Raw genomic sequence first — 16,729 nt, 5'->3', positions numbered from 1 at the left:
TGACCAGTCTGTCGGTCGGTTCCGCTTCGGAGAGAACGGTTGACAGTTTTCGAACTTGAGCGCCGAGTCCCTTGCGCGAATTATCGCACGACTGCTCAAAGGGAGGACCGTACATGGAACGCCTTAATCGCAGATCAGCCCTTAAATTTGGTCTCGCCGCGACCGCCGCGACCCCCGTATTTTTATTAGCAGCCCCGGCGGAGGCGGCAGCGCCCAGCTATAGCGCCACCGATGGCATGGACATGGGGCACGGGCGACGGATGGTGGAAGTCGGGGAACAGGAGTCACAGATCGGTGCTTATAAGAGCATCAAGATAATCGATGTGATTTACCAACCTGGAGCTTCGGATCCGGACGACCAGCCCATGATGGATATGGACATGATCTGCCACATCATTGCCGGGGAGTTCAAAATCGAGAAGAAAGGAATTCCGGCCTATACCGTCAAAGATGGCGGCATCTACAGCTGCGGCAAGGGAAAGTCAGATAAAGCCACCAACATCAGCAAGGTGGTTGGCATCCATCGAATTGCACTCTTGATCCCAGCTTAAGGTCTGCAACGGGGCATTCGCCACTGTTGGCGACTTTGTTGCCGAGCCGTTCGTGTGGCGGTGGCACGCTGCCACACGGCGGGCGTTATATGCTGCGCAAGATGCAACTGTGCATTATGAAGCCTTGCTTGCCCAAATAGCCCTTGCCACCGAGATCGAGGCGAGGAATATAATCCTTCCGTTGCGGCGATTCCTCAACCAAGGAGTTCGCCAAATGGTCAGATCAAAACCGTCAAAGCAATTATCCCAGGCTGAAATCGAGGGCTTTCTGGTGGCAGCGGAAGCGCTGCACCTAAGCATCCTCAAGCCGTTCATATCGCTGCATTGCGACCACTACCGGCAGACGCGCCTCTTGCATGAGGTGCTGTTGAAAGCCGTGCGGGATGTCACCGGGCAGGAAGTCGAGTTCATCCCGTTGAGCACCACAGGACCGGTTAGGCCGCCTACCCGGCCGGGTAGGCGCTGAGGGACTTCGGTCTTAGTTGAGCGATAGCTAACGAAACCCTATCCTGGTCAGAACGATTCGCTCGGTGCCCACCCATCCGAAGGCAGCCCATGAAGAATTACCGCATTGAGGAAATGGACGGGGAATCCATTGTTTCGACGTTCGACGCAAAGGGTCGCACGCCTTTCGAGGCAGCAGAGGCAGCGTTAGGACAGAAGGTTACGCTGCGAGGCGCTTGCTGCAAGTGGATCCGCGTCACTGACCTTGTTGTGACGCTGCCAACCCGGTTTCGACCTCGCTATTTTGAATTCAGACGTAGAGAAAGCGCTCTGACCGGCTAGCTCCGGAACGTTTCCCCTTCGAGACCGTTCGGTCGGGTGGGGAACAATCTGTGGTTGATGAACCAGGCAAGCCGCCGACCGATGGTAGAGGCACCATGGCCCGCCGTCTTGTCGACGAGACTGGCATTACCGAAGCACAAGCCCGCGAGCTTATCAGCTTCCTCGGGTTCAATTGGGCGTCCCTGGTGCGAGAGGCACGGATGTTGAAGAAGCCTTTGAACCCTTAGGCGTAGCCGAGTTTTCAGCCGGCCTGTCCTGCTAATCGACCCGCCTGATCCGACCCTTTTCGAGACGGAACACCCCAGTGTTTCCACCTTGCTTCTCAAAGTCGGTCAGCAGTTCATCCCACGTCCCGAGGTACTTTCCGCAATCATCGCAAACAATCTGGGTTTCCGGTTTGGCGCCATCCGGAATTCTCAGTCGTATTGTGAGGCAATACGGGCATTCGAGGCGATGGTCCAGGTATTGCTGCTCGGGCATAATGCGCAGAATGCATCTGGATACCTGCAATCGCAAGATGGCCGGCGCCAAGGGTGGGAGCTATGGGATTCGGCGCCGGCCATGCGGACAACCAGGTCCGCCGCGTCTGAAGCTTGGTCGATTCTTCAGTTTGGCGTTATGGCGTGATCGCGGAAGCCCTATCCCCGCCCATCTGTCGTTGTGTCATCGTCAAACACATGGAAAGGCAGGTAGGTGTTTGTCTCAAGCCAATCCCGCAAAATCGTCGCGATGAGGTCGGGGCGGGTCATCTTCATCTCTGCGGCGATTGAATTCAACGCATCCTCGGTCGGTGGTTCCAGAGGCACGCCAGCCACATTGCGGAGCATCAGGGCGGCCCGCCGAAGGATGATCTGCAAATCCGCCCGCGACATATCCGCGATGCGGTCGGCGGCACTCTCAAGCTCTTGGGCGATCGATATGCGGCTCATCTGAAACTCAAATCACCTTTTGTTGCCGTCACTCAAGTCCCGTCAACTTTTCCCGCCCTGTGGAAGTCGGAGAGCGTCGAAAAAAGGTGCTGCTCTCGCTGCTGGCCTGCGTCAGACCTTACCGAAGCGGTGGGCGAATGGAACCGGAGATGACGATGAACGGTAATTTCCCAACTTGAGGCCTGGAGAACCATGTTAACGTTGATCGCATACTGCACAGCCTGCCGAACCCGGATGTCCTTGAGCGGCCGTTGTCCACGTTCATCCCAAGCCAGACATATCCGAGCCCAGGGTATTCCTTGAGCGTCGCCCCTCGAACTTGTAGGGGCCGCTCTCGGCTGCGCCGACAAGACCGGCAGGAGGGTTCTCGACGGAAAATCGCCTGAACCAGTTCCTTACTGAACCCGGTCAGGAATCTCACTCTTTCAGGCCAGGTCATGCCTGCCCTTGCCCGGTGCTCCGCTTCCGCCGAGGAGGCGCCAAGATCGAATGTTGGTCTCCGCAGTCAGAGTCCGAGTGTCTGACCCACTTCGAGGTGAAGGAAAGCTGCCGACGAATTGCTGAAAGCTGCGTCATCGAACGCGTCGATGGCGGTTCCGTGGGCAACATCAACCAGGAAGGCGGCGGCACGCTCAACCTTGTCGGCCGCTTCTTCAACCTTGTCGAAACGCATCAGTACTCGATCATGGAGCATCGACAACCGCGCCGCGTGGTAGAGCGCGCTTCGCCGGCGACCATCCGAGTCGAGTAGTTCGAATAGCATTGTCATGGCACGAATCCGTTTTGCGTCCGCAATCCTTTCCATTAGAAATTGTCACTTAGCTCCTTTGTTCCGCTTGCGGACCCAAGCGCTCCAAACACATGCAGCAGCTGAGGTGGCCGGATGACGGGGACAGCGGCGGACAGGACTGCCCAGCGGCAGTTATTTCTTGCAGCTTGGCATTTTTGTCATTGCTGCGTTCGCCTCCGCCTCTGTTTTGTATCTGGTCTTCGTGAGAGGGATAACCAGGGTTCCATCGGGCTTCTTCGTGACCACCTCACACTGCTTCGAGACCGCATCTTTCGCCACCCAATATTCAGTGGCTGCAAAGGCCGAAACAATAAACTGACTGATCACGCCAGCGGCGATTGCGCATTTTCGCATGTCGTTTGCTCCTTGGCTCAACACAGAACGTTCGGCCCCCATCCGCTGTTCCCACTCGCCTTTCATGCCACCAAACGCGGCGTCTGCCGCACTCAAATCCAGGTATGGTTCGACTGACCTGCCTTGAGGTAGAACTTCGCCTTATCCGGATCGAACACAGGCGCGTCAATGAATATTGGCGCGGGTGAGTTCTCGGAAGACTGAGCACCACAAACGGAAATCGGCTGGTCGACCCGCGAAGTGAGCTTCCATTGCACAGTAGGCCGCTGCGGTCTGCGCCTCCGAGCCATAGAGCTCCATTGCGGCATTTACTGCGTCGGTAGGATCGACAAAAACTGACAGCCTCAGCGCCTCCCCTTTGTCTGTCCGTGGCATCGGGCAACACTTCCTTGTCTTCGGCGCCTTCGTGCCGGCGCGATTCCACAACTTGCGGCCCAACGGCTTAGTTGCGAGGGGGCTCGCAGCGAGGGCCGCTGGACCTAACCGGCGGCATGTTGTTGGGATGTGCTGCCGGCTGGTGAAGAAATATGTATTCCTGGGAATTTTAGTGAAACATGCGAACGAAGGAAGGGCAGAGCCCGCTGGACCGGGCCGCCGGCTTTTACCAATTCGGTCGAGGGTGTGACCGGCATGGCAGCCCCTGCCGTGGCCTCACTGTTCAACGCCTATCGGCACGACATCTGGCGCGTGCTGCGTGGCGGGGTGAGGAACCTTGAATGTCCGAAGTGGTTTGTCTTCAAAAGGAGAACCACGCCACGCACCCCAAATCATAGCTCGATATGCCCGGCCCCGACCCCCGCAAGGACACAGACCGGGGGACTCGCGAAGCAGTTGTCAAAACGCCGGACAAGACCAACGACTGGCATCGTGATCAGGTCCATGGTGAGGGCGAGACTATCGGCATCGAACCCGACCGCGACGACAATCTCGCAACAGCCCAAACGAATACCGGTATCGAAATGGATGGCGTCGAGGAAGACGATGACAACGCTTATCAGAACAGCGACGACGCCTTGCCTGACGATGAAGAGGAGGCCGCCATAGCCCGTCATCCTACCCGGGAAGGTCGGTTTGACGAGACATAGTTTCCGGGCGCCTTTCAAGGCTATGTAGCGGGCTGGACGAGTTGCGCCAACATTTGGCGCCGTCTACGGTACACGGAATGTACCGCTGCCTTGGGCGGCTTTTTGTGCAACGTGTCTGCAGTTGTGGAACATTGTCACGCCGACGAAATTCGTTACGTGCACTGACCCACAGAGTGCTTCCCCATGAGACCTTGCCCGCCGCCGAAAGGTGGCGGGCTTTTAATTTCACGTTAGGGCGACTGGCTACTTGCTGATGATCCAGTCAACCAAGCCTGCTTCGGTCCGATCGCATCCGGTAAATTCGAATACCAGGCTCCTAGCCAGATTGCGCCATTGGGCCTCTGGTACCTTCGTTTCCAGGATCAAATCTCGAAATACAGAGCGGAGGATGTCCGCATCGAAGGCCGAGACAACAACGGGAACCGGGCCTGTATCCTCCCAAGCTCGCGCCATGTCGTCGCGATGACGTTCACGAAGGCGCCTCAGGAGATCTCGTGACGTTTGGATAGACTTCCGGGATCGATCCATGTCCCCAAAGAATCCGGCAGTTCCTGCCATCGTGTGCTGCCTAACGAGAGCGGCCGCTTCGATGACCGCTTTTGCGCTATCTAAATGTGGTTGAACCATCGCGGCCTCCCTTCCGACGAAGGGAATATTTTTACTCTCTTTTGAGGGTTGCCCCAGGGAGATTCTCTGTACGGTTTTAACCAAGCAATTGCCGGCCCATTAGTTCGCTCTAACTCAGCCAGGTGGCAATCCCCTCAAAGTTGCCGCAGTGGCCGGCGCTAGTTTCACTATTGTTCTCACCGGGCAATAACGCGCCGGCCATTTCCGAATCGGATTTGTCAGCACTAGGATGTTTGAGCGGCAACCCGCGAGGGGCTCGGCGCATGTCCCTGTCGGTGCCGTTGTAACTCTTTTGAGACTGTGAATTCCTACGATAGCGCTCGAAGATAGACAGCTTTTTTGCATAGCCGATGCGGACCGAAACCCCGCAGCTATCGCATCTGAACGCGCCGATCGTTCGGAGCCAGGAGCCGAGTCTGACCATTGGATGCGAACAAGCCGGGCACTGAAACTCCATTGGCATGTCGCGTAGATCATCGGATAAAGGCATGTGCAGTTCCCCTGACGCGGTGCCCTGTCGGGCTCCGGTTAAGCTAAGCCGAGAACAACCGGAATGGAGGAATGTTCCGGGCATGGCCTTTTGGCTGACTGGCAATGGACTTCAGTCTTATGCGATGCCATCTGCGCCGGCCGGCGGGGCCTATCTTATTCTTTACGAGGAAACTGGATGATCTCGGCGCTATCTTCGAGTTCCAGCGGCTCGTGCCATGGCTCCCCATGGCGCAAATCGCGCTGATCGACCTTCTGCCCGCAAGAGGGGCATGATAGAAATGCTGATCTTCCGGGATATCCTCACCGCCGTGCAGCGTGCCGGGAATTGGAGGGCCAAGGTCTGATAGCTTCGTCATAGGCTGAAACTGTACTCGAAGACGTGGCCGCGCTTTTCGTCCGTGACCCGGATCCACACTGGCTCGCTGGTGCGCAACGTGACTTCGCGCTCGGTTGCTTCCCTGGCGGCCTTCAAAGGCGTGGTCGCATTGACGATGTGGGCCGCTGTGACGCTGTCGCCGTCCATTTCCTCGACATGATATTTCGGCACCAGCGCGCTCCTAAAGGCTCTCCAACCGACCAACGTGCGGCCCTTGGCTTTGTTGCGGCCACGGGGGCAACATTTCGGATTCTGGAACTATTTTCAGCCTTAGCTAATTCAATCGCGGCTGCCGCGTTCCGTCCTGGCACGGCTGCTGATCTTGGTGTCTTGGGAGGCCCGCGTCCGCTGGGCGCGGGCGATACAAGAGTCCGCGTAATAGAAATGGTCAGTTCGGTCACCAGCCAGAATGGAAAGCGCCGCGGTGCGCAAAGCGCTCGACCGCCATAAGGTCTACATCACCGCGCGGCGCTCCTCAGGTAGTGATTCTAGGATGTCTGACAGTCCGATTTTCGGGCGGATCCGCTTCTTGAACGATCTGTCAGGGCAACCAAGTCACTGCCCGGTTCGGATCTTAAGCAAGGCGGCCCATCACGAAGTTGCTGACCGAAGCCTGGGGGTCGCCGCTGAAGACATCTGGGTGCCACGCGGCAGTCATAGGCGCGACAACGCTGCGGCCTTCTCCCCACGGTTGCACCGCGTTTTCGCAATCGTTCATCCGATGACATGGCGCTAGGTTGAGGTATGTGTCCAGATGCTTTCACCGTTCACCATCGTTCAGGCGGTCGCACAAAAGCAGTTGTGAACTCTAGGGCCCAGGAACGAAATTTGCCAGAATGGAACTTTTGTCGGCGGTGGGTGATGGCGTTTTTCGATTTCCCGGAAGATCGAGCTCTATCCAAGCTGGCGCATGATCGCTCGGCTTTTCCCAAGCTCGCAAGGCAGCATCGACGCCGGCATCACGTAAGCTGGTCGAAAGGGTTGGGCTGAGGAGGAGATGGTCCATGCGCAGGCCTGAGCTTCGGTCATAACCGCCCCCGTAGGAGAAGTTCCAATAGGTGTAGATGCCTTTCTCCGGATGGATGCGACGGACGGCATCGATCCAGCCGTCACCAAGCATTTTGGCATAGGCTTGCCGGCTCTCCGGAAAGTAGACTGCGTCGCCTACCCAACGTCTTGGGACCGCGGCATCGATCGGCGTTGGCACGACATTGTAATCGCCGCAAAGAACGGTTGTGACACCTTCTGTGAGCAGTAACTGGCTGTAGCTGATCAGACGGTCGAACCAGCGCAGCTTATAGTCGAATTTCGGGCCCGGCGCCGGATTGCCGTTTGGGAGGTACAGGCATCCCACGACGACCCCATCCACCTCGGCCTCGATGTACCGGCTGTGAGTGTCACCAGAATCCCCCGGCAGGCCGCGTCGACGTTCCAGCGGCATTTTTCCCCGGGCTAGTATGGCTACACCATTGTAGGATTTTTGTCCGTGCCAGATCGCGCCGTAGCCAGCGTTCCTAATGGCTTCGGCAGGAAATTTCTCATCCGACGTCTTCAATTCCTGAAGGCACACGATGTCATAGTCGTGCTGGCCCAGCCACTTGATGAGCACGGGCAGACGTCCGTTCACGCCGTTCAAGTTGAAGGTTGCGATGCGGATCACCTGGAGTTCTCAACAAACCTTGCCGATATGAACATGAAGTTGTCAGTGGTCTTTCCAGGGCTGAGCGGCCTAGCCAACCTGAGGCATCGTTCATCCATCGGCTCTCCTTAACCGCCCAGCGCGGGGAAAGTTCACAGCGCCGCTCCCGAGCATTGGGCATCATTCAGGCGCCATATTTCTGCGGCGTGTCGTTTAATGAACCTTAGGGCTGGCGCGGCGTTCCATCCAGCCAACTCGGTTGATGCACTATGACGGATTCCAACGCCGGTCCCGCGCCCCAGAAACAGGACGCAATTGGTGCCGAAGCTCGCTTTTCATACGATCGAATGGCGGTCGAGCGGTTTCAGCAAGCATTTCCGCGTGCCAGATGGAGCGACGAGCGCAAGAGCTGGTTCGTACCCGGAAAGACCGCAGCCCAGCGGATCGACCGCTGGCTGGCGCAAGAGGCGGCGTTGCGAGTACCCCATGACGATAGCAAGGGACGAGATGCCTTCGCCTTCGAGCCAATCTCAAGCCGGTATCTGGACATCGCGGACGACCTGCGCGTCCGCACGCCTTATTCGAGGACTGTGCTTGAAGAACTGCGCGCTGTCCCGTGGGCGAGTTGGGACGATGAATTGCGGGCCTGGAGAGTTCCATTCCGCTCATATGAGGCTCTCCGGGCACGATGGCCAAGCATCGAACGGGCTGCCCAGCATGCCGAACCGGAGGAAAGAAAACGGCGACGTGCGGCCGCCAGAAACACCGAAGCCTGTAGAGCCGCACAACAGCGGGCTGGTGAACGCCGGCGCCACCGCTACCCGTTGCCAGCTCAGGATCTACCCACCTTGGGCCGCGCCGTCGCCACCGAGCAGTACGGGATTGTCGTCTTCAGCGAATTTGCCGGTGAACTCGTTGAGCTGTCAGACGCAGCCGCCTTCTATCCCCACGCCTTGCCTGCAAGTGGTGACTTCGTTTGGGGTAACTGGCGTTCGGCAACCCTGGCCGAACTTGTGAGCACATGGCCTGCTCGATCAGCCGCCGGGCCGGCTGAACGCCTAAGAGGCTGGTGGAGGCCAACCCTTGCTGAACTGAGAGTTGCCCGTCGAAAGGCTCGCAGCAGGGAGCACAGGAGGCGAAGTCACGCGCCGTAAATCCGTGCTCACATTCGTTTCGTTATCCGCGCATTGCTCAAGTCGCCGAGCCTTGGGGTAGCTCGGCGCGCATAAGACCGCGCCCGATCGCCGGACAACGGCCGCGCACGAGAAGTTAAGCGCCAAAGCACATGGTTCGAATAACGCCCCCGTTCGACAAGAGCTCATCGTGGATTAGCCCGATTGTGCAGACGCTCCAGCGTCGTCGCCATGGGCGCCACTTCGTCACTCATGCTTATCGCCTGTCCAAGTCTAGGGCACTATCATGGAACGACTCTGCCTTGGGATGCCGGGCCGAGACCGCGTGGTTGCCAGCTATGGCGAACCGACACGCCATGCAGGGCTGCCGCAGCTCCGCATGGCCGGGTAGCTCCTAAAGTTGAGCAGCCAAAGTACCCCAGCAATTGCGACGGCCAAACTATGTGAACCAGCGACCGTGGTAGGCGAAGGTGCCGTGAACCTACCAGCCCTGTCGATCGTACCAGTCATCGACGTCACGGCGGACGCGATCCTTCTCAATGCCGTAGCGTTCCTGGATTATGCCTTCGAGCTGATCGCGCTTACCCGCGACGCGGTCGAGATCATCATCAGTGAGCTTGCCCCACTGCTCCTTCACCTTCCCCTTGACCTGCTTCCAATTTCCTTCGACCCGGTTCCAATCCATGGTAGCGACCTCCGTTTCACGGTGAAAGACTGCGTTTCACGATGAAACGGTCTTGTGGCCGTGGGGTTCCACGGGACCACGAACCTGCCGGCGCGCGTTTCGCGGGCGATAGGACTTAAGCTAATTGTAAAACGCACGGAACAGCTTGACGGTGGTTGCGGCCATTGTGAGGCAGCGCGAGCGCTCCGGGGCACTCCACACGCCGCGCAGTGATCGCGAGCGAGGATTGGGTGACCGGTTCGAAGTCGATCTCAAGTTACCACCTGCGAGCGAAGTGCCGTTTCGGCCCATTGGCAATCGGTGAAATGTTGTCGGAACTTTCGTCCATTCTGCAGGAGGCTCCGTGAAGTGGCGCTTGCGTTGGCGCCTATTTCGCTGGGTGCCGGTGGTGATGCTTCTCATCTCCGTCGACAGATCGGGAACCACCACAATGTCACAGGCAAACGTGCTGCCGGAGATGAAAGTTAAAGCCCCCGGCGCATCACTAGCGCCGAGGGCTTCGAGGCATGTACTATCTACCTGTCATGTCCGCATATGATCGTGGCCTAATATGATGAATGAACCGTGAATGACCGCCTTCCAGCCCTAGGTCATGACTGGTGCGGCGAGAGCCATTGGAAGGACCATGATGACCCGGAAACTCGCAAGCTCATGAAACCTCAGTGTTCACGCAATTGCGCCAAAAGGGTTACCAAGGATGTCCTGCCGGATGACTTTTGCGTCGGTCGTGACGGCCGTGGGGATAGATTTTCACTATGGGCAGACCGGCTGCTGTGAGGCGTGAAAGTGCTTCAATTTGCAATTTGAGGTGGCCGACTATCAAGGCGAAGCCGAAGCCCATGGAGCGCGACGCCTCCCACTGGTGCGGTCGATGCTTTGTATGGAGCGAAAGATCTCGGTCATGTACGCGCCGTAGCAGAGCGAAAGCGCCAGGATGCCGGCAGGCACCGCGTTGATGACGAAGCCGAGTTGCGGCAGGCCGAGATAAATCGGGTAAACCTGCATGAGCAGCGGAAGGCCGCAGAAGAAGGACGTGTAGAAGCTGGCGATGGCGCAGGCGAAACCATTGCTGGAAAGCTTGGCGACCGCGCCGGCGACCGCGATGACCGAAGCGATGACGATGGAAATCGCCGAGACGTAGAGCGTGGTGACAACGCCCTGGCTGATCAGGAACGGCAGCTTCTAGGGTGCATGTTCGGACCGGAACGCCGTCGCGCATGGTGTTGACTGACCCCAAGTTCAGCGGAATCCCGCCGCCCCATTCACGGCAGCGGCGGGTCGCCCCTGGGGTGGAGCTCACGGGCCGTTGGGATCCCGCTGCCGCATAAATTATTAGAGCGAGCTAAAGTTCCGACAAGCTTCTGACCATCAACGCATCGGGTGGGTTCTACGCAATGTACGTATTTTACAAAGCCTTGCAGGCCTGATCCTGACGGATTTAATCTTCCTTTTTAGGGGAGGCTGCGATGGATAGCGTGCACCCGAAAGGCAAGGTCTCACCTTGCGTTGAAATGATCGAGGCATGCGGAGAGTGGTTCGTCCGCATAGTGTCGGATGACGGAGAACTTACCCATTCATTTGAGCATGAATCGCTCGCGATGGCATATGCGGAAGGCCAGCGAATAAGACTTCGCCTTGACAAGGTGGTGCGGCTCTAACGCCATGTTGCAGTACCAACACAAAGTCGCTGCGCCTGTCGGCTAGCAGCCTTCGGCTTTCAGAGACCGCACCATACGCACAACAATTGGATCGTACGGTGTCTTTTCAAATCTGCTGTAATTGATTGTGAAAAGAGCGGCGCGGTCGTTGCAGACTTTAATGGCACGGACGTAACGGATTTCGCCATTCTTGACTCCCGAATAGCTAGCCCATTTCGGGGTGACGCGCCGGTAGCTGAGCTGCCAGCCCGCCTTTTCGTCCTCCATCATCCGATGTTCGATCTCTGCGCGAAAGCTGGCCTTGCCGAGCCTTGCACCCCATACGGCAAGAAACGCGTTTCTTGGGCCCTGAAAAGCTGCACCCTGATCCTCATGCTGTGTCAGCACGAAACCAGGAGGAACATCGAACGTGAAGCCAAGCTGCCGGACGCCGAAGGGCTGCCACGCTTGAGCCTGAAGAAGCGTGGAGCAAAAAAGATAGGCGAATAGGCTCAGCACAAGACGTGGCATTGGCTTGGTCTATCATTGGTTCGAGGCCAGACGCTTCGGTCTCGCAGGCGCTTTAGTCGCGTCAAAAGTGGCCGGTAGCAGCAGTTGAGTCTCGGTCGAGGTCGTAGTTATTCGGTCAATCGGCTGGATAATCACCATCCGTCCATGTCGGTCGGGCCATGGTATCCGACCCGAGAGGAAGAACAAAATTCCGACAATGCCACTGACGAGCAGCGCAGTGAACGTGTTTTGCTATGACCTCGCCAAGCCGCACCCGAATCCTCCGCAAATGAGTACCCGCCCCCGTCTGGCGGGTACGACCGACGATGAAGGGACTAATAATCGGCGGTCGTTTCGAAACGGTCGGTGGCGCCAAATGTTGCCGAGTGCGGACCTTTGCCGGCCACCGCTAGGACTTCAGTCGTAGTTGGGTAACAAACAGCGGGCGCCGCTTTGTGCCCCGCAGCTATGTGCTGACGAAGCTGTTCCACCAAAGCCAATCCGGAGCGCTTGTCTGCTTTGGCAGTGGACACAAGATGGCAACCTGATCAGCGAAAATACCAGGCGCTTGAATACGTCGGCTCCACGGGAGAACTGCGCTCGCTGCACCACTTCAACAGCGTAGTTACATCTCCGCTTATCGGAACGCCGGCATTCGTGACGTCCAGATCGCTAAGCCGATGATGACGATCAATATCCAGAAGAGCGAATTGACGAGCATGCGAACGAGGTCGCGGTTTTGGTCTTTGGTAACGCCAAGCCGATCGGAGAGAATGTCGCCTGGCGCGATAAACAGCCAGAGTATGAACCGGCCGAGCCTTGCCATGCCATTCCTTGCCTCTCCAGCAAGACAGGAAAGCACCATCGCGGGCGCAAGTCGAGGGGGCCATATCGAAACTGCCCGTTCACCAGCCGGGCGGAGCCAATTCGGCGGCCTCAGGCGGAAGCGCGCCTTGCTGCGCCCGCAATGAGATCTTCAACCTCTTGCTTGGGCACGGGCCTGGACAGCAAGAATCCTTGTAGCTGCTCGCAGCCGAGTTTGCGCAGAACATCGCACTGGCTCTGCGTCTCCACACCTTCCGCCGTGGTGCTGAGACCAGTGGCGCGGGCCAGGTCGACTATGGCCTGAACAATAGCCTCGTCACCATTTGAGTGACCGAAGCCCTGCACAAAACTCCGATCGATCTTAATCCGATCGACGTCCAGGCTTTGCAGGCGTCCAAGCGAGGAAAATCCCGTCCCGAAATCATCAAGAGCAAAGCGCACGCCGATGCTGCGCAACGCTTCGATGTTTTGCCGGCACTCAGTCCGGTTTTGAGATAGCGTGCTTTCGGTAACCTCGAGTTCGAGCCGTCGAGGATCCATCTGAGTCTCCAGTAAGATGCTCGTCACCCTCATGGCGAAACTCGGATTGCTCAGCTGCAAAGCCGACACGTTCACTGACAATGTCTCTATTGGCCAGTGCACAGCATCGAGACATGCCTGCCGGAGAACCAGCTCGCCCAGTTGTTCAACGAGCCCCGTTTCTTCGGCCAACGGTATGAACAAGTCGGGGGCAACCCAACCACGCTCCACATGCGACCAGCGAGCAAGGGCTTCGACGCCCGTCATCCTGTTTGTATCTGCAGTGTATAGCGGTTGGTAGTGAACCTGGATCTGGCAGGGCGCTTGCAAAGCAGTGCGCAGGTCCTGTTCGAGACCCTTGCGCATTACCAGCGTCTGGTCCATCTCGGTTCCAAAGAATGCATAACCGCTGCGGCCGCCGGCTTTGGCGTGATACAGTGCAACGTCTGCTCTGCGCACCAACTCCACCCACTCCAATCCGTCCCTTGGAGCGAACGCTACGCCGACACTCACCCCCACAAAGAGCTGAGCTCCCGCGACTTGGAATGGCCGGCGAGCGGTCTCGAGCAAATGTTCGCACAATGTCTTGACCTCATCTTCGCCTGCGACCGAACGCTGGATGATGATGAATTCGTCGCCTCCCAAGCGCGCGACCGTATCTGCATCAGTGGTTAGCCGCCTCAGCCGGTCTGCGAACTCCCTAAGCAACTCATCGCCGGCGGGGTGACCAAAGGTATCATTAACCTGCTTGAACCTGTCGAGGTCGAGGTAAAGAATTGCCAGTTGCTCTCCCGTCGAGGGCAGTCGCGATAGCGCGTCAGCCAAACGGTCGTTGAATTGGACACGATTGGGCAGCGCCGTGAGGAAGTCGTGGTGGGCGAGGTGAAAGATTCGACCTTCCGATTCAATCAGCTTCAAAGTTCGCCTGCGAAAGGCCCTCAGGGCTACACCGACACCGCCCAGCACCAGCGCGAATAAGGCGACGACAATTGGAAGCAGTTGAAAAAGGGCGAAGGTCCCGGGCCGATATGGCTGCCAGACGAAGAAGCCGATCGTCGAGCCAGATCGGTCGATGAGGGGATAAGATGTCTCTGCCGAGGCGAGCCTATTCGCCCAGGAGAAACGCGCGCCGTCGAGCAGATAATCCTGGCGCAGCAAGCTAAGGAAACCGCCATCGAGATATCGAATCGCGACGTGCAGAAACTCCTGACCCGGTATTTGCGCGATGTGGCCACTGTCGGAAACGACCGGCTTTATACTCACAATGGCAGGATGGCCCGAGACAACGGCCATATCGGAGGCACCTATCGTGAGCACCCGCTCCGTTACTCCCTCGGTGTCCCCACGTTTCAGTCTTGCCCTAAGATGAACGACAAGAGGCGCTGTCGTCTGGCTAACGGAACGGTAGCTGGAGGACGCAGCAGTCGAGCCGTCGACGAATGCGTAGACCGGGGTGTCATTGGCGTCGAGAATGTAGACCTCGTCATGGCCAAAGTAGGTGTGCATCCAACTTCCGAGATTGGTATCGATCCATTTTGCGTCGCGGGTCCGCAGCGCATTGACCGCATCGTCCCAAACCGTGACGCTCTCCTGGTCATGTGCCACTCCGTTCTCCAGATTGGATACGATAAGGGCAACTAGGCTTTTCTGTCGCGACACGGCAACACTGTCAGTCTGGATAGCCGACCACAGCAAAAGTCCTGTGGTGACGGTAGCCACTACCAGCGTGAAAATGATGATGGGCAAAGCCGTTCTCAACAGGAAGAGACGGCGGGTTGGTTCGCCAAAATGCCGTAGCGGTTTCATGAACCTCCTTTACAATAGGAAAGCTTCTGGACGGTTAAAAGGCACCGGTCGCTCGACAAGCTGCTCGGTGATATGTTGTGTCGCGGTCGCGCCTTGAAAGGGGCAAGGAGGGCCCGAATTTAGCGTTGCCGCGATTCGATCCGGGCCAGGCAGTGATTTGGCTGGACGAATCAAGCGTTGTGGCCGGGCTCACGATGTTGCTCGGGTTCGACCCAAAAACGAGTACAACAAGGTCGCGAAGGCTGACCTTTACTCTGTTGCGCCGACCGCACTGAGAGCAAGTGCAGTCCATCGAAGCACCAATGTGATCGCTCGGTTGCGTTGAGGCCGCCCTGGCGCCGGCCAGACGAGGGGATGCCGGACCGTCCGTTGCCCGTCCGCTGTGGTCGAAGCCGACGATATTTACCCGTTGTTCCATGACGACGCATGGCCAAGTTGGAACACAACGGCTCAAGGGACATTTGCTTGATGACAGGAGATGTCCATGCCAAAATTCCGCTTTGAGACCATCGATTCCGACCGCACGACGATATCCGAGGAAGAGTTGGCCAGCGTAGACCTCGCAAGTCCGCGCGCCATCGAAAAAGCTCACGCAGTGCTGCTTGCGCATCGAAGCGTCGATCAAACCGCGTCGATCACGAAGGTATATGATGAGGCCGGCTATCTGGTCGCCACCGTCAACTTCTCGGACGTGATGCGCGACGAATCCCGGCGGCAGCCGATCAGTGATCCGTCCCCCGAAGAGCCGGGCGTCATACGATCGGGCTGACTGTTCTGCGGGCTTTTCTTTGTCAGGGAGTGCAGTCGTCCGGCAGGTTCGATCGCCAGAGAACGCGCAATGCCACTTATCACCGGAATCGCCTTCGCCCTCCTCATTTTGTTCATCGTCCTGTTTTTGACCCATGCCACGCGAGACCTGCAAAGCTCGCCGCTGTTTTGCCGCTTGAAACGCCGCTGTCATCATTGGGATTGCGACCACAGGCCTCGCACCACGAAACTTCACGACACTCGTATGCGCCGATCGCGCTGGTACCTATGATGGGAACGAGGGGAGGCTCAGAGTGCTTCGCCGAACCAAGAGATTTCAATTCCTTGATTTCCTCGTCGCGCCGCGCGATGCGGCTCTCGAGGTTGGCGAGGCGTTCGGTCAAAAAGTATCGTCCAACCACAAAACCGCCACTCGCAAAAAGGACAGCGCAGGTTGCAAACACCGTTGGATTGGCCACTACCAGCACCGAGTTGGTCTGGAAGAAATCGATGAGGTCATGCATCGCTTCGGCTGCTCCTGAGGTGCGTTGTGACGCGTAAATTCCCAACGGCTCTGCTGCGGCCGCTCGCTCAGCAGGCGTTCATCGGCTTGCTCGACACGACGCCATTGGCAGAAGGCATCCCGGACTATCCGCCCGCACATTTCCGTGACTGGTCCCGATCTGATCGGAACGATGTTCTGTCCGACCGGTCACGCCGCGCTGTCGCGATCTCACCGACCGCCTACTGCTAATCTACATCTCATCAAATAAGGAATATATTCCTCTATCGTCAAGAGCTTCCTGACTTCGATGTTCTTATTCTGTCCACCATCAGCTGAGCTGGAGGCGAACCAGGGAACTTCGTTTACACCGATTGGGCGACGCCCACCGAGCGCCTTGCGGAGGATATCCGGACCGACAATTGGGTTCATCGGCGCGGACATTGGAACTCCACGGGCGCCAAACATTGCCGAACTCACGCAATAGTGGGAAGCTGCGCACTAGGGAGTACCCATGAGCAGCGTCACCACGCATTACGGCAGCGACGGCATCGTCGACCGCATATTGGCCGCGATCCCCGACGCCAAATTCGACAGTCTCAGTGCCGCGCAACTCTATCCGTTCGACCAGCTGCATGGCCGCGAGCTCATCGCCACGCAGGACCATGCTGCCCGTCTGGCCCCCTCGCCCACCGACCGGATCCTCGATATCGGCAGTGGCATTGGCGGTCCGGCG

The 16,729-nt window shown here is 57.8% G+C and carries 15 protein-coding genes and 2 pseudogenes; 6 read left to right on the top strand and 11 right to left on the bottom strand.

Features of this window, described 5'->3' with window-relative positions:
- The first annotated feature begins 113 nt into the window (after positions 1-113).
- Both EN935_RS00110 and EN935_RS00105 read left to right on the top strand, forming a co-directional pair.
- Positions 114-551 (top strand): hypothetical protein, encoded by a 438-nt coding sequence (locus EN935_RS00110; RefSeq protein ID WP_109671018.1) that lies wholly within the window; start codon positions 114-116, stop codon positions 549-551.
- Positions 552-765: 214 nt separating this feature from the next.
- A complete protein-coding gene (locus EN935_RS00105; protein ID WP_127263793.1) occupies positions 766-1,017 on the top strand; it encodes a hypothetical protein in 252 nt (83 codons plus the stop codon).
- A gap of 958 nt (positions 1,018-1,975) precedes the next feature.
- On the opposite strand, the gene EN935_RS00095 is transcribed toward EN935_RS00105, so the two are convergent.
- The 3 genes from EN935_RS00095 to EN935_RS00085 form a co-directional block, all read right to left on the bottom strand.
- Positions 1,976-2,266, bottom strand: coding sequence for a hypothetical protein (locus EN935_RS00095; protein ID WP_127263791.1), 291 nt, complete (start codon positions 2,264-2,266; stop codon positions 1,976-1,978).
- Between the two features lie 505 nt (positions 2,267-2,771).
- The gene (locus EN935_RS00090) at positions 2,772-3,035 is read right to left on the bottom strand and encodes a hypothetical protein (protein WP_109671187.1); all 264 of its coding nucleotides are present in this window, start codon (positions 3,033-3,035) and stop codon (positions 2,772-2,774) included.
- A 153-nt stretch (positions 3,036-3,188) separates the two neighbouring features.
- Positions 3,189-3,506, bottom strand: a complete 318-nt coding sequence (locus EN935_RS00085; RefSeq protein WP_245468808.1) for a hypothetical protein — start codon at positions 3,504-3,506, stop codon at positions 3,189-3,191.
- Positions 3,507-4,189: 683 nt separating this feature from the next.
- Between EN935_RS00085 and EN935_RS00080 the strand changes: the two genes are divergently transcribed.
- Positions 4,190-4,495 (top strand): hypothetical protein, encoded by a 306-nt coding sequence (locus tag EN935_RS00080; protein ID WP_127263789.1) that lies wholly within the window; start codon positions 4,190-4,192, stop codon positions 4,493-4,495.
- Positions 4,496-5,966: 1,471 nt separating this feature from the next.
- On the opposite strand, the gene EN935_RS00060 is transcribed toward EN935_RS00080, so the two are convergent.
- Positions 5,967-6,161, bottom strand: a complete 195-nt coding sequence (locus EN935_RS00060) for a hypothetical protein (protein ID WP_109671030.1) — start codon at positions 6,159-6,161, stop codon at positions 5,967-5,969.
- Between the two features lie 637 nt (positions 6,162-6,798).
- The gene (gene xth, locus EN935_RS00055; protein WP_127263785.1) at positions 6,799-7,650 is read right to left on the bottom strand and encodes an exodeoxyribonuclease III; all 852 of its coding nucleotides are present in this window, start codon (positions 7,648-7,650) and stop codon (positions 6,799-6,801) included.
- Positions 7,651-7,898: 248 nt separating this feature from the next.
- On the opposite strand from xth, the gene EN935_RS41355 reads away from it, so the two are divergent.
- Positions 7,899-8,783 carry a hypothetical protein gene (locus EN935_RS41355; RefSeq protein WP_127263783.1) on the top strand — a complete coding sequence of 295 codons (885 nt, stop codon included), beginning with the start codon at positions 7,899-7,901 and terminating at the stop codon, positions 8,781-8,783.
- A 460-nt stretch (positions 8,784-9,243) separates the two neighbouring features.
- On the opposite strand, the gene EN935_RS00045 is transcribed toward EN935_RS41355, so the two are convergent.
- The 5 genes and pseudogenes from EN935_RS00045 to EN935_RS00020 all read right to left on the bottom strand — a co-directional run bounded on the left by EN935_RS00045 (position 9,244) and on the right by EN935_RS00020 (position 14,744).
- The gene (locus tag EN935_RS00045) at positions 9,244-9,447 is read right to left on the bottom strand and encodes a CsbD family protein (RefSeq protein WP_127263781.1); all 204 of its coding nucleotides are present in this window, start codon (positions 9,445-9,447) and stop codon (positions 9,244-9,246) included.
- Between the two features lie 826 nt (positions 9,448-10,273).
- Positions 10,274-10,629 (bottom strand): annotated as a pseudogene (locus EN935_RS00040) (ABC transporter permease subunit); the annotation flags it as partial.
- A gap of 518 nt (positions 10,630-11,147) precedes the next feature.
- Positions 11,148-11,615: a hypothetical protein gene (locus tag EN935_RS00030; RefSeq protein ID WP_127263777.1), complete on the bottom strand. Its 468-nt coding sequence runs from the start codon at positions 11,613-11,615 to the stop codon at positions 11,148-11,150.
- 616 nt (positions 11,616-12,231) lie between these two features.
- Positions 12,232-12,420 (bottom strand): hypothetical protein, encoded by a 189-nt coding sequence (locus EN935_RS00025; RefSeq protein WP_109671044.1) that lies wholly within the window; start codon positions 12,418-12,420, stop codon positions 12,232-12,234.
- 110 nt (positions 12,421-12,530) lie between these two features.
- Complete coding sequence (locus EN935_RS00020; protein WP_127263775.1) at positions 12,531-14,744, bottom strand: EAL domain-containing protein; 2,214 nt, start codon at positions 14,742-14,744, stop codon at positions 12,531-12,533.
- Positions 14,745-15,228: 484 nt separating this feature from the next.
- Between EN935_RS00020 and EN935_RS00015 the strand changes: the two genes are divergently transcribed.
- On the top strand, positions 15,229-15,513 hold the full coding sequence (locus EN935_RS00015) for a hypothetical protein (protein ID WP_127263773.1): 285 nt from the start codon (positions 15,229-15,231) through the stop codon (positions 15,511-15,513).
- A gap of 112 nt (positions 15,514-15,625) precedes the next feature.
- Here EN935_RS00015 and EN935_RS41725 read toward each other — a convergent pair whose 3' ends face one another.
- Positions 15,626-16,015 (bottom strand): hypothetical protein, encoded by a 390-nt coding sequence (locus EN935_RS41725; RefSeq protein WP_245468807.1) that lies wholly within the window; start codon positions 16,013-16,015, stop codon positions 15,626-15,628.
- A 492-nt stretch (positions 16,016-16,507) separates the two neighbouring features.
- On the opposite strand from EN935_RS41725, the pseudogene EN935_RS00005 reads away from it, so the two are divergent.
- A pseudogene (locus EN935_RS00005) lies at positions 16,508-16,729 on the top strand (methyltransferase type 11); the annotation flags it as partial.

Source organism: Mesorhizobium sp. M7D.F.Ca.US.004.03.1.1, from assembly GCF_003998635.1.
GTDB lineage: Bacteria > Pseudomonadota > Alphaproteobacteria > Rhizobiales > Rhizobiaceae > Mesorhizobium > Mesorhizobium loti.
The sequence above is the reverse complement of the archived record's forward strand: the minus strand, read 5'-3'. Positions and strand labels throughout refer to the sequence as shown.

Bases quoted from the DNA above. Each gene is read 5' to 3' on its own strand.
- EN935_RS00110 (WP_109671018.1), top strand. From the start codon at position 114: ATGGAACGCCTTAATCGCAGATCAGCCCTTAAATTTGGTCTCGCCGCG.
- EN935_RS00105 (WP_127263793.1), top strand. From the start codon at position 766: ATGGTCAGATCAAAACCGTCAAAGCAATTATCCCAGGCTGAAATCGAG.
- EN935_RS00095 (WP_127263791.1), bottom strand. From the start codon at position 2,266: ATGAGCCGCATATCGATCGCCCAAGAGCTTGAGAGTGCCGCCGACCGC.
- EN935_RS00090 (WP_109671187.1), bottom strand. From the start codon at position 3,035: ATGACAATGCTATTCGAACTACTCGACTCGGATGGTCGCCGGCGAAGC.
- EN935_RS00080 (WP_127263789.1), top strand. From the start codon at position 4,190: ATGCCCGGCCCCGACCCCCGCAAGGACACAGACCGGGGGACTCGCGAA.
- EN935_RS41355 (WP_127263783.1), top strand. From the start codon at position 7,899: ATGACGGATTCCAACGCCGGTCCCGCGCCCCAGAAACAGGACGCAATT.
- EN935_RS00045 (WP_127263781.1), bottom strand. From the start codon at position 9,447: ATGGATTGGAACCGGGTCGAAGGAAATTGGAAGCAGGTCAAGGGGAAG.
- EN935_RS00030 (WP_127263777.1), bottom strand. From the start codon at position 11,615: ATGCCACGTCTTGTGCTGAGCCTATTCGCCTATCTTTTTTGCTCCACG.
- EN935_RS00025 (WP_109671044.1), bottom strand. From the start codon at position 12,420: ATGGCAAGGCTCGGCCGGTTCATACTCTGGCTGTTTATCGCGCCAGGC.
- EN935_RS00020 (WP_127263775.1), bottom strand. From the start codon at position 14,744: ATGAAACCGCTACGGCATTTTGGCGAACCAACCCGCCGTCTCTTCCTG.
- EN935_RS00015 (WP_127263773.1), top strand. From the start codon at position 15,229: ATGCCAAAATTCCGCTTTGAGACCATCGATTCCGACCGCACGACGATA.
- EN935_RS41725 (WP_245468807.1), bottom strand. From the start codon at position 16,015: ATGCATGACCTCATCGATTTCTTCCAGACCAACTCGGTGCTGGTAGTG.